We start from the raw sequence: 23597 nt of genomic DNA, 5'->3' as shown, positions 1-23597 counted from the left end.
AGGTTTGTAAAGGGAGCCTGATGCTTAATTATGTGCTTAAGCGCCTGCTGGGGTTGATTCCGACTCTGTTTATTGTGGCGGTGCTGGTGTTTTTATTTGTTCATCTGTTGCCTGGCGATCCGGCGCGGCTGATTGCCGGGCCGGAGGCTGACGCGCAGGTGATTGAACTGGTGCGCCAGCAGCTTGGTCTCGATCGGCCGTTGCATATCCAGTTCTGGCATTACATGACTAACGTGTTGCAGGGAGATTTCGGCACGTCGATGGTGTCTCGTCGTCCGGTATCGGCAGAGATTGCCAGCCGCTTTATGCCGACGCTGTGGTTGACCATCACCAGTATGGTATGGGCGGTACTGTTCGGGATGACCGCCGGAATTATCGCCGCCGTCTGGCGTAATCGCTGGCCGGACAGACTCAGCATGACGCTGGCGGTAACCGGGATTTCGTTCCCGGCGTTCGCACTGGGGATGCTGCTGATGCAGATATTCTCCGTTGAGCTGGGGTGGTTGCCGACCGTGGGCGCAGATAGCTGGCAGCACTATATTCTTCCCTCCATCACGCTTGGCGCCGCCGTTGCGGCCGTGATGGCGCGCTTTACCCGAGCGTCGTTTGTGGATGTCCTCAGTGAAGACTATATGCGCACCGCGCGCGCGAAAGGGGTCAGCGAAACCTGGGTGGTGCTGAAACACGGTCTGCGTAACGCCATGATCCCGGTTGTGACCATGATGGGGTTGCAGTTTGGCTTTCTGCTCGGCGGTTCGATTGTCGTCGAGAAGGTCTTTAACTGGCCCGGACTGGGGCGATTGCTGGTTGATTCAGTGGAAATGCGCGACTACCCGGTGATTCAGGCTGAAGTGCTGCTGTTTTCTCTGGAGTTTATTCTTATCAATTTAGTGGTGGATGTGCTCTATGCCGCCATTAACCCGGCTATCAGGTACAAGTAAGGATGCGATTATTTAACTGGCGCCGTCAGGCGGTTTTAGATGCCATGCCGCGGGTCAAACCCGACCGGGTGCGTACGCCGTGGCATGAATTCTGGCGGCGTTTTCGCCGTCAGCATGTGGCGATGATCGCAGGGATATTTGTGCTGTTGCTGATCCTGGTGGCGATATTCGCCCGCTGGCTAACGCCTTTCGATGCGGAAAATTACTTTGATTACGATCGCCTGAATGACGGTCCTTCGGCGGCGCACTGGTTTGGCGTGGACTCGCTGGGGCGGGATATTTTCAGCCGCGTCCTGGTCGGGGCGCAAATTTCGCTGGCGGCAGGTGTTTTCGCCGTCTTTATCGGCGCGGCGTTCGGCACGGTGCTTGGGCTGGTTGCGGGCTATTACGAAGGCTGGTGGGACCGGCTGATCATGCGTATTTGCGATGTGCTGTTCGCGTTTCCGGGCATTCTGTTAGCGATTGCGGTCGTGGCGGTGCTCGGTAGCGGTATTGCGAATGTGATTATCGCCGTCGCCATTTTTTCTATCCCCGCGTTTGCCCGTCTGGTGCGCGGAAACACATTAGTGCTGAAACAGCAGACGTTTATTGAGTCGGCGCGCAGTATTGGCGCCAGCGACGCGACGATTTTGTTCAACCATATTTTGCCCGGCACGGTCTCGTCGATCGTGGTCTTTTTCACTATGCGTATCGGGACGTCGATTATTTCTGCGGCAAGCCTGTCGTTTCTGGGGTTAGGCGCGCAGCCGCCAACGCCGGAGTGGGGGGCGATGCTCAATGAAGCGCGGGCGGATATGGTCATCGCGCCGCATGTGGCGATTTTTCCGGCGGTGGCGATTTTCCTGACGGTGCTGGCGTTTAACCTGCTGGGCGACGGGCTGCGCGACGCGCTGGACCCGAAGATTAAGGGGTGAATGTCGAACCGTAGGCCTGATAAGACGCTTCAGCGTCGCCATCAGGCATTGCGCCGGATGGCGGCATAAATGCCTTATCCGGCCTACGGGTTTTACGATAATTTGGGCGAATTAAACGCGGCTGCCCCACAGGTCATATTCATCGGCGTTATCAACTTTCACGCGGATAACGTCGCCGGGTTTAACGTTGGTTTCACCGTTGAGGTAGACCGCGCCGTCGATTTCCGGTGCGTCAGCCATGCTGCGGCCAATCGCGCCTTCTTTGTCAACCTCGTCGATAATGACCAGGATTTCGCGCCCCACTTTCTCTTGCAGACGTTCTGCGGAGATCTGCTGTTGCAGCTGCATAAAGCGGTTCCAGCGCTCTTCTTTCACCTCTTCCGGCACCTGATCCGGCAGCGCGTTCGCGCCAGCGCCTTCGACCGGGCTGTACTTGAAGCAGCCAACGCGATCCAGGCGCGCCTCTTTGAGGAAGTCGAGCAGCATCTGGAAATCGTCTTCCGTCTCGCCAGGGAAACCGACGATAAAGGTTGAACGCAGGGTCAGCTCCGGGCAAATCTCACGCCACTGTTTGATGCGCGCCAGTTGGCGATCGACAGCGCCCGGACGCTTCATCAGTTTGAGAATGCGCGGGCTGGCATGTTGCAGGGGGATATCCAGATACGGCAGGATTTTGCCTTCCGCCATCAGCGGGATCACGTCATCAACGTGCGGATAAGGGTAGACGTAGTGCAGGCGCGTCCAGATGCCCAGTTTTGACAACTGCTCGCAAAGGTCGACCATGCTCGTTTTTACCGGCTCGCCGTTGTGGAAACCGGTGCGGTGCTTCACATCCACGCCGTAAGCGGAGGTATCCTGGGAAATGACGAGGATCTCTTTCACGCCCGCATCGACCAGACGTTTGGCCTCGCTTAACACTTCGCCAATCGGACGGCTGACCAGATCGCCGCGCATGGACGGAATAATGCAGAAGGTGCAGCGATGGTTGCAGCCTTCAGAAATCTTCAGGTAGGCGTAGTGACGCGGGGTCAGCTTAACGCCCTGTTCCGGCACCAGGCTCAGGAACGGGTTGTGCTTTGGTTTTGGTACGTAATGGTGAACGTGTTCCAGAACCTGCTCATAGCTATGCGGCCCGGTGATTTCCAGCACTTTAGGGTGCACTTCACGGATCTGATCGACTTTCGCGCCCAGGCAGCCGGTGACGATCACCTTGCCATTTTCAGTCAGCGCTTCACCAATCGCTTCCAGAGACTCCTGTACGGCGCTGTCGATAAAGCCACAGGTATTGACGATCACCATGTCGGCGTCGTCGTAGCTCGGTACGACGTCATAGCCTTCGGTACGCAGTTCAGTCAGGATTCGCTCCGAATCAACCAGGTTTTTCGGGCAGCCCAGGGAAACGAAGCCGATTTTCGGCTGGCGGGTTACATTGCTCATAGCTTAAAAATTGTTCAGTTATTGGAATGGTCAGGGCAGGGATTCTACAGAGATCCGGGCAAAAAATGTATCGCTATCTCATCGCCTGTGCGGGTAAGCGCGCCACGGGGTTTATAGCAAATATGTAAAGTATGTTAATACCGAGTGAATTATTGATCTCAGGCAGCACTTTGTTCAAAAAATGACCATACTATTAAGTTGCAGTATGGTTGGAAAGAGGAGGAACAAGGTATGGTCGTTGACAGACTAAGAACCGAGCTACTTAACAAGCTGATAAACGCCCGAATCGATCTCGCCGCTTATTTGCAGTTAAGAAAGGCGAAAGGCTATATGTCAGTCAGCGAAAGTGATCATCTGCGTGACAACTTTTTTGAACTGAATCGTGGGCTTCACGATAAATCACTGCTGCAAGGTCTGCATCTGGATCAGGAAGAATGGAATGCTTTACATCGTGCTGAAGGCGCACTGGCAGCCGCCGCAGTATGTCTCATGAGCGGACACCATGACTGTCCGACGTTTATCGCCGTCAACGCAGAGAAACTTGAAAACTGTCTGACAACATTGACGCTGAGTATCCAGAGCCTGAAAGCGCAATCACCGCTTGAACAGGTCTAAGTCAGGGGGAGGCGACTCCCCCTTTTTGTTAAGTTTTTGTAAAAATCAATCCGCGCTGTCCCTTGCTGACTACGCTTTAACGCAGGGTCATACAGGAGGCGGTATGCGTCGGACACTTTTCTCTGTTGCCTTATTGGCACTGTTTTCTCCCTTCGTGAATGCAGAAACCCCGGCGGTGAAGGTGGAGGTTTTGCAGACCAAACTTGATCATCCCTGGGCGCTGGCTTTTCTGCCGGATAACCGCGGTATGTTGATAACTCTCAGAGGCGGCCAGCTTCGTCACTGGCAGGCGGGTAAAGGGCTTTCCGATCCGATAACGGGTGTGCCGAAGGTCTGGGCGAACGGGCAGGGGGGATTACTGGACGTGGCGCTCGCGCCTGATTTTGAGCAGTCTCGCCGCGTCTGGCTCAGTTTTTCTGAGGCCGATCGCGAGGGGAAAGCCGGAACGGCGGTAGGCTTCGGGCGACTCAGCGATGACCTGAAGCATCTGGAGGAATTCCAGACCGTTTTTCGTCAGATGCCGAAACTCTCAACCGGTAATCATTTCGGCGGACGACTGGTATTTGATGGCAAAGGCCATCTGTTTATCGGGCTTGGCGAAAATAATCAGCGCCCTACCGCACAGGATCTGGACAAGTTGCAGGGCAAAGTGGTGCGCCTGACCGACCAGGGGAGCGTGCCGCCGGATAATCCCTTTGTGAATCAGACCGGCGCGCGCCCTGAGATCTGGTCGTACGGCATACGTAACCCGCAGGGTATGGCGATAAACCCGTGGAGCGATGCGTTGTGGTTGAATGAGCATGGCCCGCGCGGCGGCGATGAAATCAATATCCCCGAAAAAGGTAAAAATTATGGCTGGCCGCTGGCAACCTGGGGCATCAACTACAGCGGCTTTAAAATCCCGGAAGCGAAAGGTGAAATTGTCGAGGGAACGGAACAGCCGATCTTCTACTGGAAAAAATCGCCAGCGGTCAGCGGCATGGCGTTTTATAACAGCGACACGTTCCCTCAATGGAAGCAGAAACTGTTTATCGGCGCGCTGAAAGAGCAGGATGTGATTGTCCTGAGCGTTAACGGCGATAAGGTGACGGAGGACGGACGGATTCTGGGCGACAGAGGGAAACGTATTCGCGATGTGCGCACAGGACCCGACGGTTATTTATATGTCTTAACCGACGAGTCCGATGGAGAACTGCTGAAAGTCAGCCCACGCGCTTAGCTGACCGGGATCATCACCGTTTTACGAAATGCCGGGCGTTCGGTAAGTTGCTGATACCAGCGCTCAAGGTGAGGGCGCGGCGTCCAGCTCAGGCCAACGTTAAACAGGTTGTAGACGAAGGGGGCGATCGCGATATCCGCCGTGCCGAACTCCGCGCCGGAGAACCAGGTCTGGCTGGCCAGTGCCTCATCAAGAATGCCAAACAGGCCGTCGCAGACGTTGGCGCCGGCGTCGATCGCCGCCTGGTCGCGCTGCTCCGGCGGGGTGCGGACTAAACCCATCAGGATCACGCGATGCGCCGGGCTTAACGTCTGGTTTGCCCAGTCCATCCACTTTTCCCCTTCTGCCCGTCGCGCCGGAGAGTCTACCCACAGACGCTTTTGCCCATACTGCGCCGCCAGATAGCGGACGATGGTATTGGACTCCCAGAGCAAAACGTCCGTTTCATCATCGCGCAGCAGCGGCACCAGGCCATTCGGGTTCATCGCCAGATAGTCAGCGTCATGATTCAGCCCGAACTGCCCGCCTGCCAGAATTTGCGTATAAGGCAGCTCCAGTTCATCGAGCGTCCATCGCACTTTTTTGACGTTGGTTGAGTTATTCCGTCCCCACAGCGTAATCATAGTTACCCCTCAAATTGTTCTGCAATCGGTATCCGACTCGTCCCATGGTGGGATAAAGCTAACATTTACGCAACAGCTTGCAAAAAAATCCTCACGGAGGCAGCGCAGCGTGGCGTTATTGCATAAACTTTAAAAACTTTACCAACTTACGGTTTCTTTAAGTTCGTTAGTGCGTTATTACTCACCGCACTTATAACACGGTGGTATGGCGTGTTTTTTTGGAATGGATACTCGGGTGGCATTTATGACGCAATACTCTTCTTCCCTTCGTAGTCTTGCTGCGGGTTCAGCACTCTTATTCCTTTTTGCGCCGACGTTACAGGCGGCTGAGCAGACAACGGCGCCGCCGAGCGTTGATGCGCGCGCGTGGATTTTAATGGACTATTCCAGCGGCAAGGTGCTGGCGGAAGGCAACGCCGACGAGAAACTGGACCCCGCCAGCCTGACCAAAATTATGACCAGTTACGTCGTCGGGCAGGCGCTGAAGGCCGGAAAAATTCAGCTTACGGATATGGTGACGGTAGGAAAAGACGCCTGGGCCACGGGCAACCCGGCTCTGCGCGGTTCGTCGGTCATGTTCCTTAAGCCCGGAGATCAGGTCTCGGTATCCGATCTCAACAAGGGCGTGATTATTCAGTCGGGTAACGACGCCTGTATTGCGCTTGCGGATTATGTTGCCGGAAGCCAGGAGTCGTTCATTGGTTTGATGAATGGTTACGCGAAAAAACTGGGGCTGACCAACACAACGTTCCAGACGGTTCACGGCCTGGATGCGCCGGGGCAGTTTAGTACCGCGCGTGATATGGCGCTGCTGGGCAAAGCGCTGATCCATGATGTGCCGGAAGAGTACGCCATTCACAAAGAAAAAGAGTTCACTTTCAACAAGATTCGCCAGCCGAACCGTAACCGCCTGCTGTGGAGTTCTAATCTGAACGTTGACGGCATGAAAACCGGGACAACGGCAGGCGCCGGATACAATCTGGTGGCCTCTGCGACTCAGGGAGATATGCGTTTGATCTCCGTCGTGCTGGGGACGAAAACCGATCGCATCCGTTTTAATGAGTCAGAGAAATTGTTGACCTGGGGCTTCCGCTTCTTTGAAACGGTGACACCCATTAAACCTGACGCGACGTTCGTGACTCAGCGCGTCTGGTTTGGGGATAAGAGCGAGGTGAATCTGGGCGCGGGAGAGGCGGGTTCCGTGACGATTCCGCGCGGACAGCTGAAAAACCTGAAGGCCAGCTTTACGCTGACGGAACCGCAGCTGACCGCGCCGTTGAAGAAAGGCCAGGTTGTCGGCACCATCGACTTCCAACTCAACGGAAAGTCCATTGAACAGCGTCCGCTGATGGTGATGGAAAACGTGGAAGAGGGCGGCTTCTTTGGGCGGATATGGGACTTCGTCCTGATGAAATTCCACCAGTGGTTTGGCGGCTGGTTCTCTTAATCGCGGTGCCGGTGCCGGTGCCGGTGCCGGATGGCGCTAACGCTTATCCGGCCTACGATACGTGCATATTTGTAGGCCGGATAAGGCGCGGCAGCACCGCCATCCGGCAAACCTTACATCAATACATCAACGTAATGCGCTGCGCTTTGGCATAATCGACAAACTCATCGTCGGGGCGGCAGTCGCTCACTACCGCATCAAAACGTGTTAATTCCCCCATCCGCGCGGGTCGCACCTTGCCGAATTTACTGTGATCCACCACCAGGACATGGTATTGCGCCATCGACATGGCCCAGTGTTTCACCGGCAGTTCTTCGAGGTTAAAACAGGTTGCCCCTTTGCTGATATGAACGCCTGCGGCGGAATAAAAGGCGATATCAGGGCAGATATTATTCAGGGTTTCCTGAAAATCGAGCGGTTTGAAAATGGCGTTGCTGGCGTGAAATTCCCCGCCGCACAGAATTGCCCGGCACAGCGGTTTTTCCTGGAGCGCCAGAAACGTATTCAGGGAATAACAGACGGCGGTGAAAGGCAATTCGTTATCAATGGCTTCAATGATCCACGGCGTGGTGGTGCCGCAGTCAAAAAAAATCGTCTGATGCGCCTGTACCAGACCGGCGGCCAGCTGCGCGGCGCGGCGCTTCTCTTCAACCAGGCGGGATTTTTGATCGCTCAATAAATAATGGCTGGCGCTGCGGGGTTCCAGAACAATATACCCGCCCAGTAACACGACGGGCGCGCTTTTATTATTCAGGTCGCGACGAATGGTCATCTCCGATACGCCCAGCAGAGTCGCGGCTTCTTTCAGGTGTAATTTATCGCTGCGTTTTAGCGCTTGCAGCAATTGACCAATACGCTCGTCGCGTCGTGTTTCCATAATTCCCCTGGACAGTTGAATAAGCACTCTGCACAGTACAGAGCGCTTAATACTACTCTTTTTTCACCAGGTTAGTCACGTACCCAGCCTTTACGAATGGGCAGCGCGAAGCAGACGCGGTAGCACGTTTGTAGGCCGTGGTAGAGAGCAACCCCATATTTTTGCCACAGCATTTGCGTGCTCAGGCAGCCGATCATCCCGACCAGCAAACCGCCGAGCATATCCAGCGGCCAGTGAACGCCGAGGTAAACGCGTGACCAGGCGACCGTCACGGCCAGCGCCATGAGCAGTACGCCAGACCAGACGCGGTGCCAGAATAAAAACGCCAGCGCAAAGGTAAAGACAACGGTGCCGTGGTCGCTCGGGAAGGAGTCATCGGGCGCGTGATGCAGGAAGTTATAGCCGATACGATCGACAAAAGGGCGATCGTGCGGGAAAAGATGCCCCATTATCCAGGAGATCGTCAGGCTGATGAGCAGCGCGATACCCATTTTAATCACCAGCTGGCGTTGAGCGCAGACCCGATCGCGCGGCCCCCATAACCAAAGCACAACGGCCAGCAGCGGCACGATGTTAATCAAATCTCTGGCAATAAAAATGGCCAGAGCGATCATCCACTGTGCGGAGTCGGGGGTGGCATTGATTAAGTAAAACAGCGAGTTGTTAAGGTTTTCCAGCATAACATCCAGACTCAGTACAGTGATTAAACGAAACGACCCTACGTGCTCCAGGTAAGGGCGAGAATACAAAGTGCCGCAACGGGGGGAAAGCGGTATTGTCTTATTTATCTGTAAAATGAGGAGATTTAAGACAATGGCGCGAGCTTATTCGCCATGATAGCGCCAGCAACTTAAATTAACCTTAAAGCAAAAGGTCACGAAGGATGATTATGTAAAAATGTGCGCATTTTGTTTTTAAATCACATAATTCGCTATCTCAGGTAACGTACTTTCATTACACTTTGCGCGATTTTTTATTTGCGAAGAGATTGCATGCAAAACCTTTCACAAACAGGCGTCCGGCTCGGACGTCAGGCACTGCTTTTCCCTCTCTGTCTGGTGATTTACGAATTTTCTACGTATATCGGCAACGATATGATCCAGCCGGGGATGCTGGCGGTGGTGGAACAGTATCAGGCCGGGATCGACTGGGTTCCGACCTCGATGACCGCCTACCTGGCGGGCGGGATGTTTTTGCAGTGGCTGTTAGGGCCGCTGTCGGATCGTATTGGACGCCGCCCGGTGATGTTAGCGGGCGTGATCTGGTTTATCGTCACCTGCCTTGCCACACTGCTGGCGCAAAACATTGAACAGTTCACCCTGCTGCGTTTTTTACAGGGGGTAAGCCTGTGCTTTATTGGCGCCGTGGGGTACGCCGCCATTCAGGAATCCTTTGAAGAAGCGGTGTGTATCAAAATTACGGCGTTAATGGCTAATGTTGCCCTGATTGCGCCGCTGCTGGGGCCGCTGGTGGGCGCCGCCTGGGTGCATGTTCTGCCGTGGGAAGGGATGTTTGTTCTGTTTGCCGTACTGGCGGCGATTGCTTTTGTCGGCTTACAGCGCGCGATGCCGGAGACCGCGACCCGCCTCGGCGAGAAGCTGTCGCTTAAAGAGCTGGGGCGGGATTACAAGCTGGTGCTGAAAAACGTGCGGTTTGTTGCCGGCGCGCTGGCGCTGGGGTTCGTCAGCCTGCCGCTGCTGGCGTGGATTGCCCAGTCGCCGATCATTATCATCAGCGGTGAGCAGCTCAGCAGCTATGAATATGGCTTGTTGCAGGTTCCTGTCTTTGGCGCGCTGATTGCCGGGAATCTGGTGCTGGCGCGGTTGACCTCCCGGCGAACGGTGCGCGCATTGATTATCATGGGCGGCTGGCCGATTGTGGCGGGATTGCTGATCGCCGCAGCCGCGACGGTGGTCTCTTCCCATGCATATCTATGGATGACGGCGGGTCTGAGCGTCTACGCTTTTGGCATCGGCGTGGCGAACGCGGGGCTGGTGCGTCTGACCCTGTTCGCCAGCGATATGAGCAAAGGCACGGTTTCTGCGGCGATGGGGATGTTGCAGATGCTGATCTTTACCGTGGGTATTGAAGTGAGCAAGCATGCTTATCTGAGCGGCGGCAACGGCTTATTCAGCCTCTTCAACCTGGCGAACGGCATTCTCTGGCTGCTGCTGATGGTTATCTTCCTGAAAGACAAACGGGTAGGGGATTCACGGGAAGGGTGAGGCCGTCCGGCGCAGCGCCATCAGGCCTCAAAGAGGCATTACCCACAGAACGGGGCTTCGTTTTTCAGCACGCGGTCGATAACGTCCAGCACGCCTTCCGCGTTATTCGAGCCCGCCCGATATTTCGCCGCAGAGGCCACCGCCGCTCCGGCGTTTTCCATCGCAAAACTGAAGCCGGCCTGACGCAGCATCTCAATATCATTGCCGCCGTCGCCAAACGTCACGACCTCATCATTGTTAATCCCCCAGCGTTGTTGCAGCAGACGCAAGCCGTTCGCTTTGTGTACGCCGGGAATGATCAAATCGATGCTGCCGTAACCGGTATGAACTGGCACCATGATATCGCCAATCGCATCATGCAGCGCCGTCTGAACCTGGGGAATACGGTCATCAGTAATGTTGAGGCCGAATTTAAAGAACACGTCATTGATGTTGTCGAAGCTGTCCACGAACTCAAGGCGATGGTAGTACATCGCCGCAACCTGTTTCAGTTCATCGTTGTACTGTTTCAGGGTATAGGCGCTGTTTTTACCGCAGGCGATGATTTCAATATCCGCGCGGGTCAGCAGATGATCGACAACGGCAGCAAAATCCTCTTTCGCCAGTTCGCCGTTGAACACGTCTTCGCCCTCGCTGACCACCCAGCCGCCGTTTTCAGCGACAAAGGCGATTTCGTGGGCGATCTCTGGAAAGAAAGAGATTAACTGGTAATACTGATTACCGCTGGCGACCACAAAACGGATGCTTTTCTGCTTCATTAGCCGGTACTGCGCCATAAACCGGTCGCGATTATAGGTTTTTTGATCGCTCAAAAAGGTGCCGTCCATGTCTACCGCAATTAGCTTGATACCCATTAACTATTCTCCATAACAGATTGAGTGTTTGATGTTGGTTTGGCGACAGCCTTTGCGACAAGAGCGGCAAGGATGACCAGCGCCAGCACAACCAGCATTGCGCTGCGCAAACCATAATGTTCGCCAAGATAGCCCAGCAGCGGCGGCCCCACCAGGAAGGCCAGATAACCGGTTGTCGCCACCACGCTGACGCGGGTTGGCGCGTCCGGGCCGGTATCGCTGGCCGCTGAAATCGTTAGCGGGAAGCCAAGCGACGCCCCAAGTCCCCAGAGAATAACGGAAACGCCCGCGACCCAGGCGCTGTCGACGAAGATAATCAGACCAATACCGAGCGCTCCCATTAGCGCGCTGGCGCGGACTACCGCCACGCGGCTATAACGGTCGATAAACCAGCCGCCGGTAAAGCGCCCGACGGTCATACCGAGCGTAAAGCCCGCATAAATCAGCGAGCCGGACGTTGGGCTGAAGCCGTGACCATCCACCATCAGAAGCGGCAGCCAGTCGTTGGCGGACCCTTCAGCGAAGGCCATTGCCAGTACCACCACGCCGATCAACAGTAGCTGGGCATCGCGATAAAAAGGTACGCCTTTTTCCGTTGTGTTGGCGCCGTCGGCAGCGTTTTTCCCCGTGCCGTCGGGAATGGCGCGAATAGCAATAAAAATGGGGACGATCGCGACGAGAGCCGCCAGCAGGATATGAGCGTTGGCAGGGACGTTAAAGGCGGTTAGCGCCATGCCGACGCCAGCGCCAGCCAGCGTACCGAAGCTGTAAAAACCGTGCATCATCGGCAGGACGGTTTTATTCATTTCACGTTCAACCGCCGCCCCTTCGACGTTGATAGCGACTTCGGCGGCGCCAAAGCTGGCGCCGAATACGCCTAAGCCAAGCGCAAAAACCAGCGGAGAAGCGAACCACAGTGCAATGCTGAGGATAACCATCCCCGCAACGGCGCAGGACATGGTGGTCTGAATGACGTTGCGCGTGCCAAATCGTTTTACCAGCCAGGCGGAACACAGAATACCGCTCATCGAACCGATGGAAAGCCCAAACAGCACCGCCCCCATTTCTGCCGTTGATACCGAAAGGATATCGCGAATGGCGGGGGTGCGGGTTGCCCATGAGGCCATCAACAGCCCTGGCAAGAAGAAGAACATAAAAAGCGCCCAGGTCCGGCGCCTTAAGGCTTTACGTGATGAGATGGCGGTCATTGATTCAAACTGAAAAAAAAGAATACAGGGGACAACACTAGCAAGTTTGTGTACATTTGTACACAAACGTGATGAGAGGAAAAGCAGTGCGACGAGCTAACGATCCCCAGCGGCGAGACAAAATCGTTCAGGCCACGCAGGAAGCGATAATAACGCACGGCATTCATGGCGTTACGCACCGCAAAATCGCGGCGATAGCGCAGGTGCCGCTCGGGTCGATGACCTATTATTTTTCGGGAATCGATGAGTTGCTGATCGAGGCGTTAAGCCGGTTTACAGAAACAATGTCGCACCAGTTTCAGTCATTCTTTGCCGATGTCACGAACGTTCAGGACGCCTGTCACGCCATTACCGACATGATCTACAGCTCGCTGGTGACCACGCCAGATAATATGGAGCTGATGTATCAGCTGTATGCCTTCGCCAGCCGAAAACCGGCGCTGAAAACGGTGATGCAGAACTGGATGCAGCGCAGTCAGCAAACGCTGGAGCAGTGGTTTGAACCGGTGACCGCCCGCGCGCTGGACGCGTTTATCGAAGGCATGACTCTCCATTTCGTCACCGACAGAGCGCCTTTAACGCGGAAAGATATTCTGGTCATGGTGAAGCGTATTGCCGGGCAAGTGTGATTTTCAGGCAACAAAAAACCCATCAACCTTGAACCAAAATGGCGGGGTTGATGGGCTCCACAAATTGGGGACATCAAAGAAAAGCAGTGGCACTAGTTATGACTGACGCCTTGAAGAAAAGTTCTGCTTACCTGCAAAAATTTTTCACTTAAAGGCAAACTTCAGTTTTATCCTAAGCCCGGCCAGATGATGACAATAAGTGTCCCCGCCAGCGTTAACAGAACGTTGGCTATCGCGTAGGTTCCGGCATAGCCTAATGCCGGAATGTTGCTGCGCGCCGTGTCGCTGATGATCTCCATTGCCGGAGCACAGGTGCGCGCGCCCATCATGGCGCCGAAGAGCAGGGCGCGGTTCATACGTAATACATAAGCGCCGAACAGGAAGCAGATAATGACCGGCACCAGGCTCACCACAAGACCGGCAATCAACATTTGCCCGCCGACCGCGCCAAGCCCGTTCCCGATGCCGCTGCCCGCGCTCAGGCCGACGCCGGCCATAAAGACCATCAGACCAAACTCTTTCACCATGTTCAGCGCGCCCTGCGGGATGTACCCGAAGGTGGGGTGGTTAGCTCGCAGGAAACCGAGCATGATCCCGGCGAACAGCAGTCCGGCGGCGTTGCCGATGCCAAAGCTGAAATTACTGAACTGGAAGGTGATCATCCCGATCATCAGGCCGATGATAAAGAAGGCGCAGAAGGCCAGCAGATCGGTTACCTGACTGTGAATCGAGATAAAGCCGATACGGTCCGCTACGGTTTTCACGCGACGCGCATCGCCGCTCACCTGCAAGACGTCGCCTTTATTCAGCACCACGTTGTCGTCGATCGGCATTTCAATCTGGCTGCGGATCACGCGGTTAAGGAAGCAGCCGTGGTCGGTCAGCTTCAACTGGGCGAGACGGCGGCCTACGGCATTGTGGTTTTTCACGACGATCTCTTCGGTCACGATGCGCATGTCGAGCAGGTCGCGGTCGAAGACTTCTTTGCCGTTACGGAAGCTGGGGTCCAGCCGGGCGTGTGCATCCGGGTAACCGACCAGGGCAATCTCATCGCCCATCTGCAATACCGCGTCGCCATCCGGGTTTGCCAGAATACCGTTACGGCGGATGCGCTCAATGTAGCAACCGGTCTGACGGTAGATGCCCAGCTCGCGCAGATTTTTCCCGTCGGCCCAGGCCACCAGTTCCGGGCCGACGCGATAAGCGCGGATGACCGGCAGATAGACCTTGCGGTTGGCGTCGGTATCCAGGCCGCGCTCGCGGGCAATCTGCTGGGCGCTGGTTTGCAGATCCTGATGTTGCAGTTTCGGCAGGTAACGTGCGCCGACAATCAGGCTGACCAGGCCGATGAGGTAGGTCAGCGCGTAGCCCAGGCTCAGGTTGTCCAGCGCGACCGAGAGCTGCGAACTCTCCATACCGGAATGGCGTAACGTGTCGCCTGCGCCGACCAGCACAGGGGTCGAGGTCATGGAGCCCGCCAGCATACCGGCGGTCAGGCCGATATCCCAGCCAAAGAGCTTACCCAGCCCTAATGCGATCAGCAGCGCGCTACCGACCATGACCAGAGCAAGCATCAGGTAATTTTTGCCGTCGCGAAAAAAAATAGAAAAAAAGTTGGGGCCAGCTTCGACGCCGACACAAAAAATAAACAGCATAAAGCCCAGATTTAGTGCATCGGTGTTAATACTAAAGTGCTGCTGCCCTAATAATAGGGAGACCACTAAAACGCCAATGGAATTACCGAGTTGGACTGAACCCAGGCGTAACTTACCCAGACATAGCCCGAGAGCCAGGACCACAAATAATAACAGGATGTAATTCCCATTTAACAAATCTGCGACGTTTATATTCACGGAGACTAACTTCTTGTTTACCAGTAAGCTGTTGAAAGAAATGACAATTTACGCTAATGTTTTTGCCAGAAATTATGAGGCGTCGGCATCGTATCGGCGCTCAAATAAAAGCAGCACAACAATTTAATTCGCTAGTTTAATCTCATTACGTATCAACGGCTATAAGAATCGTGTGGGTGTGTTTTTGGCATGGAATGCCGAACGACTTTATCTGACTGGACGCCTTCGGGCGAAAAAAGTGTTCGATAGAGATAGTGTCAGGAGGAACGATTGAAACATAAACAAGGTTGGGCGGGTGCAATCTGCTGCTTTGTACTCTTTATTGTGGTGTGCCTTTCATTAACGATGCATATGAAAGGGGCATTTCGGGTTGCCGGGCATCCTGAGATTGGGCTGTTGTTTTTTACGTTACCTGGCGCGGTGGCCAGTTTTTTTTCCCATCGCAGAGAAGTCATTAAACCTCTTATCGGCGCCATGCTGGCCGCACCATGTTGTCTGGTCCTGATGCGATTTGTTTTTATGCCTACGCGCTCCGTATGGCAAGAACTGGCGTGGTTGTTCAGTGCGGTGTTCTGGTGTGCGCTCGGCGCGCTTTGCTTTTTATTTATCAGCAGCCTGTTTAGTCAGCGACGTAAAAAGAACCGATAACGCCCTCCGGGAGAGGGCGTAAAGCAGCGATCAGGCGAACAGGTTCAGATTCTCTTTTGCCCATGCCTCAAAATCGGTGTAACCGCCGATGTGTTTCTGATCGACAAAAATCTGCGGTACGGTCTCTACCGGTTTACCCACGGTTTTTTCCAGATCCGCTTTGGTAATGCCTTCAGCATGAATATCAATATAGCGATAGTTAAAATCGTCGCGCTCAGTGCTCAGTTTTTCTGCTAACTCTTTCGCACGCACGCAATACGGGCACCCTGGGCGACCAAAAATAACGGTAAACATTGTTTTTTTCCTCGAACTCATAGCCTTGTGACGAATGGCGGCTATGATGCCGTTAAACGACGCATCTGAAAAGCAGGTTGCGCCTGTTGCTTTGATACCTATAGGCTATATCTGTTAAACACGATAAACCTGAACGCGTTACACTGAGCATCCGTTATCCGGGAGGCCCTTATGCGCTCGATTGGCGCTTTACCCAAAAGCGTGTTGATTCTGGAAATTCTCGGTATGATTTTGCTGGCAACGGCGTTGCTGTCGCTCAATCAGTACCTCACATTACCCGCGCCGATGAACAGCCCGCTGGCGGTAACGGTGATGATATTTCTCGGTATCCTGCTTATGCTTCCCGCTGCGGTGGCGCTGATGTGGCGGATCGCGCAGCTTATTGCGCCGCAACTGATGACGCGCTCACCCGATTCTTCTTCCCGTTCAGCAAGAGAAAAACCGCATGACTCCAACCATTGATTTAATCCGTGGTCACCGTTCTATTCGTCATTTCACCGATGAGCCGATTTCCGATGCGCAGCGTGAGTCGATTATTGCCGCCGCGCGGGGAACCTCAAGCTCCAGTTTTTTACAGTGCAGTTCCATTATCCGCATTACCGATAAAGCCATGCGCGAAGCGCTGGTGCCCCTGACGGGCGGGCAAAAGCACGTTGCGCAGGCCGCGGAATTTTGGGTTTTCTGCGCTGATTTTAATCGTCACTTACAGATTTGCCCGGACGCGCAGCTCGGGCTGGCGGAACAACTGCTGCTGGGCACGGTCGATACGGCGATGATGGGGCAAAATGCGCTGACCGCTGCCGAATCCCTGGGGCTGGGCGGCGTCTACATCGGCGGTATCCGCAATCATATTGAAGCGGTTACGGAACGGCTGAAATTACCGAAATATGTCCTGCCGCTGTTTGGGCTGTGCCTCGGCTGGCCTGCGGATAACCCTGGCGTTAAGCCGCGTTTGCCCGCAGAACTGGTGGTGCATGAAAATCACTATCAGCCTGTGGATGCCGCGCTGCTGGCGCAATATGATGAGCAGATCGCGGAGTACTACCTGACCCGCGACAGCAATACGCGCCGCGATACCTGGAGCGACCATATTCGTCGTACCATCATCAAAGAGAATCGCCCGTTTATTCTGGACTATTTGCATAAACAGGGTTGGGCGACGCGCTAACACCCGGTGTATGATACGCAGGCTTTTACCAGGTCTTTTAGAGAGGTGCAGGGTGAAAATTGCCATATTGTCCCGGGACGGAACGCTCTATTCTTGTAAACGCCTGCGCGAAGCGGCGATGAAGCGCGGCCATCTGGTCGAAATACTCGATCCGCTTTCCTGCTATATGAACATCAGCCCGGCGGCCTCTTCTATTCACTATAAAGGCCGCCAGTTGCCGCATTTTGATGCCGTCATCCCCCGTATTGGCTCCGCCATCACGTTTTACGGTACAGCGGCGCTGCGTCAGTTCGAAATGCTGGGTAGCTATCCGCTGAACGAATCCGTGGCGATTACCCGCGCGCGCGATAAACTGCGTTCGCTACAGTTACTGGCCCGGCAGGGAATTGACTTGCCCGTTACCGGCATTGCGCATTCGCCGGATGACACCAGCGATCTGATCGACATGGTCGGCGGCGCGCCGCTGGTGGTAAAACTGGTGGAAGGTACGCAGGGCATTGGCGTGGTGCTGGCGGAAACCCGGCAAGCCGCAGAGAGCGTGATTGATGCGTTTCGCGGTCTCAACGCGCACATTCTGGTGCAGGAGTACATCAAAGAGGCCAGAGGGCGTGACATCCGTTGTCTGGTCGTGGGCGACGAAGTGGTGGCGGCCATTGAGCGGCGGGCAAAAGAGGGCGATTTTCGCTCCAACCTTCATCGCGGCGGTATGGCGAGTATCGCCAGTATCACGCCGCGTGAACGAGAGATCGCGATAAAAGCGGCGCAGACGATGGGGCTGGATGTCGCTGGCGTCGATATTCTGCGCGCGGAGCGTGGGCCGCTGGTCATGGAAGTGAACGCCTCTCCGGGTCTGGAAGGGGTAGAAAAAACGACGGGTGTGGATATCGCCGGGCGAATGATCCAGTGGATCGAGCGTCACGCCACTCCCGAATTTTGCCTTAAAACGGGCGGTTAATCGCAATATCGTTCCCGATCGTGGTATGACGCGGTCTTTTTGCGTAAGCTGTGCCGGTAATTTTTTTATCGTAAGAGGTAGCACATTATTATGACATCACTGGTCGTTCCTACTCTGGATACGTTGCGTCAATGGCTCGACGACCTGGGCATGAGTTTTTTTGAATGTGATACCTGTCAGGCGCTGCATTTGCCCCATATGCAAAATTTTGACGGCATTTACGATGCGAAAATCGACCTGGTGGATAACACGGTGCTGTTTTCCGCAATGGCGGAGGTAAGACCCTCTGCGCTGCTGCCGCTGGCTGCCGATCTGTCAGCAATTAACGCCAGTTCGTTGACGGTGAAAGCGTTCCTGGATATGCAGGATGATAATCTGCCAAAACTGGTGGTTTGCCAGTCTTTATCCGTTATGCGGGGCGTGACGTATGAACAGTTCGAGTGGTTTGTTCGTCAGAGCGAAGAGCAGATTTCTATGGTGATTCTGGAAGCCGGAGCGCATCAGCTGCTGTTCAGCGCAGAAGAAGACGCGCAAAAAAGTCGCGCTGAAAATCATTTTCTTCACTGAAATCTGCGCACATGCAACCTGAAGAATGACGCGTATAACGCAGTCGCTGCCAGAGCGGCTGCTGTTTGCATTTTTTTATTCTGCCTTTAACCTTTCTTTAAAGAATAATTCACCTCCTTTCCGCCTGTTTCGCTTTATCACATAGACAAAACCTGCATAAAAAATTGATAAAAGGCGTTTTTTAATCTGAGCTATAGCCTCGAACCCTGGCTAAAGTTATTCTTGCGAAGCTTTTACACGTCATCCTTCAGACAACCTCCTGAATGATTTTGTGTATTTATGGCGAGCAATGACGGCAGGGAGAGAACCCTCTCTTCTGTAACTGTGTCGAGTGACAAAATATGCACGTTTCTTGCATATCTTAGAATGCAACTTTTTTGGTTCGTTTGTTAACGAACTTTCAGAAGGAAAGAGATTATGACCGCCTTAAATAAAAAATGGCTATCGGGTCTGGTTGCGGGTGCTCTGATGGCCGTCTCTGCCAGCACGCTCGCCGCTGAACAAAAAACACTGCATATCTATAACTGGTCTGATTATATCGCCCCGGATACGGTCGCGAACTTTGAAAAAGAGACCGGTATCAAAGTGGTCTATGACGTCTTCGACTCCAACGAGGTACTGGAAGGGAAACTCATGGCCGGGAGCACCGGTTTTGACCTGGTTGTCCCGTCGGCCAGTTTTCTGGAACGCCAGCTCACTGCGGGTGTATTCCAGCCGCTGGATAAAAGCAAATTACCAGGCTGGAAAAACCTCGATCCAGAGCTGTTGAAGCTGGTAGCGAAGCACGATCCTGACAACAAATACGCGATGCCGTATATGTGGGCGACTACCGGTATCGGTTATAACATCGATAAAGTCAAAGCGGTGCTGGGGGCTGACGCGCCGGTCGATAGCTGGGATCTGGTGCTGAAACCTGAAAATCTGGAAAAACTTAAAAGCTGCGGCGTCTCCTTCCTTGATGCGCCTGAAGAGGTGTTCGCGACCGTGCTGAACTACCTGGGGAAAGATCCCAACAGCACCAAAGCGGATGACTACACGGGGCCTGCGACCGATCTGTTGCTGAAGCTGCGCCCGAACATTCGTTACTTCCACTCGTCTCAATACATAAACGATCTGGCGAACGGCGATACCTGCGTGGCGATTGGCTGGGCAGGGGACGTATGGCAGGCGGCTAACCGCGCGAAAGAAGCGAAAAACGGCGTGAATATCTCCTTCTCCATTCCGAAAGAGGGGGCGATGGCGTTCTTTGATGTGTTCGCGATGCCTGCTGATGCGAAAAACAAAGAAGAGGCTTATCAGTTCCTCAACTATCTGCTGCGCCCGGACGTGATCGCCCACATTTCCGACCATGTGTTCTACGCCAACGCCAACAAAGAAGCGACGGCGCTGGTCAGCGCTGAAGTGCGTGACAACCCGGGCATTTATCCGCCTGCGGATGTGCGAGCGAAAATGTTCACGCTGAAAGTGCAGGAACCGAAGATCGACCGTGTGCGTACGCGTGCCTGGACGAAGGTGAAAAGCGGTAAATAAGCCGCTGTATCAGAACGTTGCCCGGTGAGGTTTACCGGGCAATGCGCACTTTTATGGTGCGTTTGCACTGATTTTTGTTTATGCCGGAGAGCACCCCGTGAACGACGCGACCCCCCGCCCACAGGCGAAAACCCGTAAAGCGCTGACGCCGCTTCTTGAAATCCGCAACCTGACAAAATCATTTGATGGTCAACACGCCGTGGATGATGTCAGCCTCACCATCTATAAAGGCGAAATATTTGCGCTGCTTGGCGCATCGGGCTGCGGAAAATCCACGCTGCTGCGTATGCTGGCCGGATTTGAACAACCCTCCGCCGGGCAAATCATGCTCGATGGCGTCGATCTGGCGCATGTCCCGCCTTATCTGCGCCCTATCAATATGATGTTTCAGTCCTATGCGCTGTTCCCCCATATGACGGTGGAGCAAAACATTGCGTTTGGGCTGAAGCAGGACAAGCTGTCGAAGGCGGAAATCACCGCGCGCGTGAACGAAATGCTGGGGCTGGTGCATATGCAGGAGTTCGCTAAACGTAAGCCTCATCAGCTTTCCGGCGGCCAGCGTCAGCGTGTGGCGCTGGCGCGTAGCCTGGCGAAACGCCCGAAGCTGTTGCTGCTCGACGAACCAATGGGCGCGCTGGATAAAAAACTGCGTGACCGGATGCAGCTGGAAGTCGTCGATATTCTTGAGCGCGTTGGCGCGACCTGCGTGATGGTGACGCACGATCAGGAAGAGGCGATGACGATGGCCGGGCGAATTGCGATCATGAACCGTGGGAAATTCGTGCAGATTGGCGAACCGGAAGAGATTTATGAACATCCGACCACCCGCTACAGCGCGGAATTTATCGGTTCTGTGAATGTCTTTGAAGGCTTGCTGAAGGAACGTCAGGATGATGGGCTGGTCATTGATTCGCCGGGGCTGGTGCATCCTCTGAAGGTGGATGCGGATGCGTCCGTTGTCGATAACGTTCCGGTGTATGTCGCGCTGCGCCCGGAAAAAATCATGCTGTGCGACGCGCCGCCAGAAGACGGCTACAACTTTGCCGTGGGTGAAGTGGTGCATATTGCCTACCTCGGCGATTTGTCGATTTATCATGTGCGGTTGAAAAGCGGCCAGATGTTGAGCGCTCAGCTACAGAACGCGCATCGCTATCGCAAAGGGTTGCCGACCTGGGGCGATGAAGTGCGTTTATGCTGGGATGCGGACAGCTGTGTGGTGTTGACGGTTTAAGGAGCGAAAATGAGTACACTTGAACCTCCGGCTCGCGATAAAAAGCCCGGCGGCCTGACGCTGTGGCTGGCGCGGATGCAAATGAAGCATGGGCGTAAGCTGGTCATCGCGGTGCCGTACCTTTGGCTGATCCTGCTTTTCCTGCTGCCGTTTCTGATCGTGTTTAAAATCAGCCTGGCGGAGATGGCGCGGGCGATCCCGCCCTATACCGATCTGGTGGCGTGGGCCGACGGGCAGCTATCCCTGACCCTCAATCTGGGAAACTTCCTGCAACTGACGGACGATCCGCTCTATTTTGACGCCTATTTGCAGTCTTTGCAGGTGGCGGGCGTTTCGACTCTCTGCTGTTTGCTGCTGGGGTATCCGCTGGCCTGGGCGGTGGCGCACAGCAGGCCGTCAACGCGTAATATTCTGCTGTTGCTGGTGATCCTGCCGTCCTGGACCTCGTTTCTGATCCGCGTTTACGCCTGGATGGGGATTCTGAAAAATAACGGCGTGCTGAACAACTTCCTGATGTGGCTGGGGGTTATCGATCATCCCCTGACGATTTTGCATACCAATCTGGCGGTGTATATCGGTATTGTCTACGCCTATCTGCCGTTTATGGTACTGCCGATTTATATCGCGCTGACGCGCATTGACTATTCGCTGGTGGAGGCCTCGCTGGATCTGGGCGCGCGTCCGCTGAAAACCTTCTTTAGCGTCATTGTGCCGTTAACGAAAGGGGGAATAATTGCCGGATCGATGCTGGTGTTTATTCCGGCGGTGGGGGAATTTGTGATCCCGGAACTGCTCGGCGGGCCAGACAGCATTATGATCGGCCGCGTACTGTGGCAGGAGTTCTTCAACAACCGCGACTGGCCGGTGGCCTCTGCGGTGGCTATCATCATGTTATTACTGCTGATTGTACCGATTATCTGGTTCCATAAGCATCAGCAAAAAAGCGAGGGGGAACTCGGATGAATACTTTACCGGTGGTTCGTTCGCCCTGGCGAATTGTTATTCTGGTGCTCGGGTTTACCTTCCTGTATGCGCCGATGCTGATGCTGGTCATCTATTCGTTTAACAGCTCGAAGCTGGTGACTGTCTGGGCGGGGTGGTCTACGCGCTGGTATGGCGAGCTGTTCCGGGATAGCGCGATGATAAGCGCCGTCGGCCTGAGCCTCACGATTGCCGCTTGCGCCGCGACAATGGCGGCTATTCTGGGGACGATTGCCGCCGTGGTAATGGTGCGTTTTGGCCGTTTTCGTGGAGCGAATGGCTTTGCGTTTATGATCACCGCGCCGCTGGTTATGCCGGATGTGATTACCGGACTGTCGTTGTTGCTGCTGTTTGTGGCCCTGGCTCATGCTATCGGCTGGCCCGCAGATCGCGGAATGCTGACAATCTGGCTGGCGCACGTTACCTTCTGTACGGCCTATGTGGCGGTGGTTATTTCATCGCGTCTGCGCGAACTGGATCGCTCGATTGAAGAGGCGGCGATGGATCTTGGCGCGACGCCGTTAAAAGTGTTCTTTGTGATTACGCTGCCGATGATCATGCCTGCGGTGATCTCTGGATGGCTGCTGGCTTTCACGCTGTCGCTGGACGATCTGGTGATCGCCAGTTTTGTCTCTGGCCCGGGGGCGACGACATTGCCGATGCTGGTCTTCTCCAGCGTGCGTATGGGGGTTAACCCGGAGATTAACGCGCTGGCGACTCTTATCCTCGGCGTGGTAGGCATTGTCGGTTTTATCGCCTGGTATCTGATGGCGCGCGCAGAAAAGCAGCGAATGCGTGATATCCAACGTGCAAGACGCGGCTGAAGAAACTAAAATCTGCCAACCTGGCAACACGTTACCGTGGGCAAACGCGGTAACGTTTTCATGGAAGACGATTCGTTGGGATTTTTTAAGAAATCATCCTCATCACATGCCCGTTTAAATGTACCCACGCTGGTGCAGGTGGCGGCGCTCGCGATTATTTTGATCCGCTGCCTCGATTTGCTGATGATTTTTAACACGCTCGGCATGCGGGGAATGGGGGAGTTTATTCATCGCAGCGTGCAAACCTGGAATCTGACGCTGGTGTTTTTAGGCAGCCTGGCGCTGGTCTTTACTGAAATATATTGCGCGTTTTCGCTGGTGAAAGGGCGCAACTGGGCGCGCTGGGTGTACCTGCTCACGCAGGTTATTGCCGCAGGTTATCTGTGGGCGGCGTCGTTGGGCTATGGCTACCCGGAACTGTTCAGTATTGCCGGGGAGTCGAAACGCGAAATTTTGCACACGCTGGTGATGCAGAAATTGCCAGACATGCTGGTTTTGATGCTGCTCTTTATCCCTGCGGGCAGCAGGCGGTTCTTCCGTTTGCAATAACGTGTATA

The 23597-nt window shown here is 54.6% G+C and carries 25 protein-coding genes; 17 read left to right on the top strand and 8 right to left on the bottom strand.

The window, feature by feature from the left end:
- Window positions 1-20 precede the first annotated feature (20 nt).
- Both gsiC and gsiD read left to right on the top strand, forming a co-directional pair.
- Window positions 21-941 (top strand): glutathione ABC transporter permease GsiC, encoded by a 921-nt coding sequence (gene gsiC / locus OGY62_RS23235; protein WP_012133127.1) that lies wholly within the window; start codon window positions 21-23, stop codon window positions 939-941.
- Between the two features lie 2 nt (window positions 942-943).
- A complete protein-coding gene (gene gsiD, locus OGY62_RS23230; RefSeq protein ID WP_286460696.1) occupies window positions 944-1855 on the top strand; it encodes a glutathione ABC transporter permease GsiD in 912 nt (303 codons plus the stop codon).
- Between the two features lie 111 nt (window positions 1856-1966).
- On the opposite strand, the gene rimO is transcribed toward gsiD, so the two are convergent.
- Window positions 1967-3292, bottom strand: a complete 1326-nt coding sequence (rimO, locus tag OGY62_RS23225) for a 30S ribosomal protein S12 methylthiotransferase RimO (protein ID WP_024130502.1) — start codon at window positions 3290-3292, stop codon at window positions 1967-1969.
- Window positions 3293-3523: 231 nt separating this feature from the next.
- Here rimO and bssR point away from each other — a divergent pair, with 231 nt between their 5' ends.
- Window positions 3524-3907, top strand: coding sequence for a biofilm formation regulator BssR (gene bssR, locus OGY62_RS23220; RefSeq protein ID WP_024130501.1), 384 nt, complete (start codon window positions 3524-3526; stop codon window positions 3905-3907).
- Between the two features lie 103 nt (window positions 3908-4010).
- Window positions 4011-5126, top strand: coding sequence for a PQQ-dependent sugar dehydrogenase (locus OGY62_RS23215; RefSeq protein ID WP_115609456.1), 1116 nt, complete (start codon window positions 4011-4013; stop codon window positions 5124-5126).
- Here OGY62_RS23215 and OGY62_RS23210 read toward each other — a convergent pair.
- Window positions 5123-5749 carry a glutathione S-transferase family protein gene (locus OGY62_RS23210; protein ID WP_049008548.1) on the bottom strand — a complete coding sequence of 209 codons (627 nt, stop codon included), beginning with the start codon at window positions 5747-5749 and terminating at the stop codon, window positions 5123-5125. The two genes, OGY62_RS23215 and OGY62_RS23210, sit on opposite strands and share 4 nt — an antisense overlap.
- 244 nt (window positions 5750-5993) lie before the next feature.
- Between OGY62_RS23210 and dacC the strand changes: the two genes are divergently transcribed.
- Entirely contained in the window at window positions 5994-7196 is a 1203-nt protein-coding gene (gene dacC, locus OGY62_RS23205) for a serine-type D-Ala-D-Ala carboxypeptidase (RefSeq protein ID WP_024130500.1), read from the top strand.
- 118 nt (window positions 7197-7314) lie between these two features.
- Here the strand turns inward: dacC and deoR are convergent, their stop codons facing one another.
- Window positions 7315-8073 carry a DNA-binding transcriptional repressor DeoR gene (gene deoR / locus OGY62_RS23200; RefSeq protein WP_058668858.1) on the bottom strand — a complete coding sequence of 253 codons (759 nt, stop codon included), beginning with the start codon at window positions 8071-8073 and terminating at the stop codon, window positions 7315-7317.
- 71 nt (window positions 8074-8144) lie between these two features.
- Window positions 8145-8753, bottom strand: a complete 609-nt coding sequence (gene ybjG / locus OGY62_RS23195; RefSeq protein ID WP_012133117.1) for an undecaprenyl-diphosphate phosphatase — start codon at window positions 8751-8753, stop codon at window positions 8145-8147.
- A 312-nt stretch (window positions 8754-9065) separates the two neighbouring features.
- On the opposite strand from ybjG, the gene OGY62_RS23190 reads away from it, so the two are divergent.
- Entirely contained in the window at window positions 9066-10298 is a 1233-nt protein-coding gene (locus OGY62_RS23190) for an MFS transporter (RefSeq protein WP_286460695.1), read from the top strand.
- Window positions 10299-10336: 38 nt separating this feature from the next.
- On the opposite strand, the gene OGY62_RS23185 is transcribed toward OGY62_RS23190, so the two are convergent.
- Both OGY62_RS23185 and OGY62_RS23180 read right to left on the bottom strand, forming a co-directional pair.
- Window positions 10337-11152: a Cof-type HAD-IIB family hydrolase gene (locus OGY62_RS23185; RefSeq protein ID WP_286460693.1), complete on the bottom strand. Its 816-nt coding sequence runs from the start codon at window positions 11150-11152 to the stop codon at window positions 10337-10339.
- On the bottom strand, window positions 11152-12360 hold the full coding sequence (locus OGY62_RS23180; protein WP_286460692.1) for an MFS transporter: 1209 nt from the start codon (window positions 12358-12360) through the stop codon (window positions 11152-11154). The genes OGY62_RS23185 and OGY62_RS23180 overlap by 1 nt, the downstream gene beginning before the upstream one ends.
- 86 nt (window positions 12361-12446) lie before the next feature.
- Here OGY62_RS23180 and OGY62_RS23175 point away from each other — a divergent pair, with 86 nt between their 5' ends.
- Window positions 12447-12989, top strand: coding sequence for a TetR/AcrR family transcriptional regulator (locus OGY62_RS23175; RefSeq protein WP_286460691.1), 543 nt, complete (start codon window positions 12447-12449; stop codon window positions 12987-12989).
- A gap of 167 nt (window positions 12990-13156) precedes the next feature.
- Here the strand turns inward: OGY62_RS23175 and OGY62_RS23170 are convergent, their stop codons facing one another.
- The gene (locus tag OGY62_RS23170; protein WP_012133110.1) at window positions 13157-14842 is read right to left on the bottom strand and encodes an aspartate:alanine antiporter; all 1686 of its coding nucleotides are present in this window, start codon (window positions 14840-14842) and stop codon (window positions 13157-13159) included.
- 270 nt (window positions 14843-15112) lie between these two features.
- On the opposite strand from OGY62_RS23170, the gene OGY62_RS23165 reads away from it, so the two are divergent.
- On the top strand, window positions 15113-15490 hold the full coding sequence (locus OGY62_RS23165; RefSeq protein WP_024130498.1) for an inner membrane protein YbjM: 378 nt from the start codon (window positions 15113-15115) through the stop codon (window positions 15488-15490).
- Between the two features lie 30 nt (window positions 15491-15520).
- Here the strand turns inward: OGY62_RS23165 and OGY62_RS23160 are convergent, their stop codons facing one another.
- Window positions 15521-15784, bottom strand: a complete 264-nt coding sequence (locus OGY62_RS23160; protein ID WP_024130497.1) for a GrxA family glutaredoxin — start codon at window positions 15782-15784, stop codon at window positions 15521-15523.
- 171 nt (window positions 15785-15955) lie between these two features.
- On the opposite strand from OGY62_RS23160, the gene OGY62_RS23155 reads away from it, so the two are divergent.
- The 9 genes from OGY62_RS23155 (at window position 15956) to OGY62_RS23115 (ending at window position 23589) form a co-directional block, all read left to right on the top strand.
- Window positions 15956-16246, top strand: coding sequence for a YbjC family protein (locus OGY62_RS23155; RefSeq protein ID WP_286460690.1), 291 nt, complete (start codon window positions 15956-15958; stop codon window positions 16244-16246).
- Complete coding sequence (nfsA, locus tag OGY62_RS23150) at window positions 16230-16952, top strand: nitroreductase NfsA (protein WP_012133106.1); 723 nt, start codon at window positions 16230-16232, stop codon at window positions 16950-16952. Before OGY62_RS23155 ends, nfsA begins: the two co-directional genes overlap by 17 nt.
- 52 nt (window positions 16953-17004) lie before the next feature.
- Complete coding sequence (gene rimK, locus OGY62_RS23145; protein WP_024130496.1) at window positions 17005-17907, top strand: 30S ribosomal protein S6--L-glutamate ligase; 903 nt, start codon at window positions 17005-17007, stop codon at window positions 17905-17907.
- Window positions 17908-17997: 90 nt separating this feature from the next.
- A complete protein-coding gene (locus OGY62_RS23140; RefSeq protein ID WP_012133104.1) occupies window positions 17998-18474 on the top strand; it encodes a YbjN domain-containing protein in 477 nt (158 codons plus the stop codon).
- A gap of 417 nt (window positions 18475-18891) precedes the next feature.
- The gene (potF, locus tag OGY62_RS23135) at window positions 18892-20004 is read left to right on the top strand and encodes a spermidine/putrescine ABC transporter substrate-binding protein PotF (RefSeq protein ID WP_012133103.1); all 1113 of its coding nucleotides are present in this window, start codon (window positions 18892-18894) and stop codon (window positions 20002-20004) included.
- A gap of 97 nt (window positions 20005-20101) precedes the next feature.
- On the top strand, window positions 20102-21235 hold the full coding sequence (gene potG, locus OGY62_RS23130; protein ID WP_012133102.1) for a putrescine ABC transporter ATP-binding subunit PotG: 1134 nt from the start codon (window positions 20102-20104) through the stop codon (window positions 21233-21235).
- Between the two features lie 9 nt (window positions 21236-21244).
- The gene (potH, locus tag OGY62_RS23125) at window positions 21245-22198 is read left to right on the top strand and encodes a putrescine ABC transporter permease PotH (protein WP_047457887.1); all 954 of its coding nucleotides are present in this window, start codon (window positions 21245-21247) and stop codon (window positions 22196-22198) included.
- Window positions 22195-23040, top strand: coding sequence for a putrescine ABC transporter permease PotI (gene potI, locus OGY62_RS23120; protein WP_012133100.1), 846 nt, complete (start codon window positions 22195-22197; stop codon window positions 23038-23040). Before potH ends, potI begins: the two co-directional genes overlap by 4 nt.
- A 60-nt stretch (window positions 23041-23100) precedes the next feature.
- The gene (locus OGY62_RS23115; RefSeq protein WP_112002244.1) at window positions 23101-23589 is read left to right on the top strand and encodes a YbjO family protein; all 489 of its coding nucleotides are present in this window, start codon (window positions 23101-23103) and stop codon (window positions 23587-23589) included.
- Window positions 23590-23597: the final 8 nt, after the last annotated feature.

Origin of the sequence: Citrobacter sp. CK198, from assembly GCF_030333295.1 — a bacterium.
In the GTDB taxonomy this organism is placed as follows: domain Bacteria; phylum Pseudomonadota; class Gammaproteobacteria; order Enterobacterales; family Enterobacteriaceae; genus Citrobacter_B; species Citrobacter_B koseri.
The sequence above is the reverse complement of the archived record's forward strand: the minus strand, read 5'-3'. Positions and strand labels throughout refer to the sequence as shown.

Coding starts and splice junctions, on each gene's coding strand:
- potF (WP_012133103.1), top strand. CDS start 18,892: ATGACCGCCTTAAATAAAAAATGGCTATCGGGTCTGGTTGCGGGTGCT.
- bssR (WP_024130501.1), top strand. CDS start 3,524: ATGGTCGTTGACAGACTAAGAACCGAGCTACTTAACAAGCTGATAAAC.
- dacC (WP_024130500.1), top strand. CDS start 5,994: ATGACGCAATACTCTTCTTCCCTTCGTAGTCTTGCTGCGGGTTCAGCA.
- OGY62_RS23185 (WP_286460693.1), bottom strand. CDS start 11,152: ATGGGTATCAAGCTAATTGCGGTAGACATGGACGGCACCTTTTTGAGC.
- OGY62_RS23155 (WP_286460690.1), top strand. CDS start 15,956: ATGCGCTCGATTGGCGCTTTACCCAAAAGCGTGTTGATTCTGGAAATT.
- potI (WP_012133100.1), top strand. CDS start 22,195: ATGAATACTTTACCGGTGGTTCGTTCGCCCTGGCGAATTGTTATTCTG.
- gsiC (WP_012133127.1), top strand. CDS start 21: ATGCTTAATTATGTGCTTAAGCGCCTGCTGGGGTTGATTCCGACTCTG.
- OGY62_RS23190 (WP_286460695.1), top strand. CDS start 9,066: ATGCAAAACCTTTCACAAACAGGCGTCCGGCTCGGACGTCAGGCACTG.
- OGY62_RS23210 (WP_049008548.1), bottom strand. CDS start 5,749: ATGATTACGCTGTGGGGACGGAATAACTCAACCAACGTCAAAAAAGTG.
- deoR (WP_058668858.1), bottom strand. CDS start 8,073: ATGGAAACACGACGCGACGAGCGTATTGGTCAATTGCTGCAAGCGCTA.
- OGY62_RS23140 (WP_012133104.1), top strand. CDS start 17,998: ATGACATCACTGGTCGTTCCTACTCTGGATACGTTGCGTCAATGGCTC.
- OGY62_RS23160 (WP_024130497.1), bottom strand. CDS start 15,784: ATGTTTACCGTTATTTTTGGTCGCCCAGGGTGCCCGTATTGCGTGCGT.
- OGY62_RS23180 (WP_286460692.1), bottom strand. CDS start 12,360: ATGACCGCCATCTCATCACGTAAAGCCTTAAGGCGCCGGACCTGGGCG.
- ybjG (WP_012133117.1), bottom strand. CDS start 8,753: ATGCTGGAAAACCTTAACAACTCGCTGTTTTACTTAATCAATGCCACC.
- OGY62_RS23215 (WP_115609456.1), top strand. CDS start 4,011: ATGCGTCGGACACTTTTCTCTGTTGCCTTATTGGCACTGTTTTCTCCC.
- gsiD (WP_286460696.1), top strand. CDS start 944: ATGCGATTATTTAACTGGCGCCGTCAGGCGGTTTTAGATGCCATGCCG.
- OGY62_RS23115 (WP_112002244.1), top strand. CDS start 23,101: ATGGAAGACGATTCGTTGGGATTTTTTAAGAAATCATCCTCATCACAT.
- potH (WP_047457887.1), top strand. CDS start 21,245: ATGAGTACACTTGAACCTCCGGCTCGCGATAAAAAGCCCGGCGGCCTG.
- nfsA (WP_012133106.1), top strand. CDS start 16,230: ATGACTCCAACCATTGATTTAATCCGTGGTCACCGTTCTATTCGTCAT.
- rimO (WP_024130502.1), bottom strand. CDS start 3,292: ATGAGCAATGTAACCCGCCAGCCGAAAATCGGCTTCGTTTCCCTGGGC.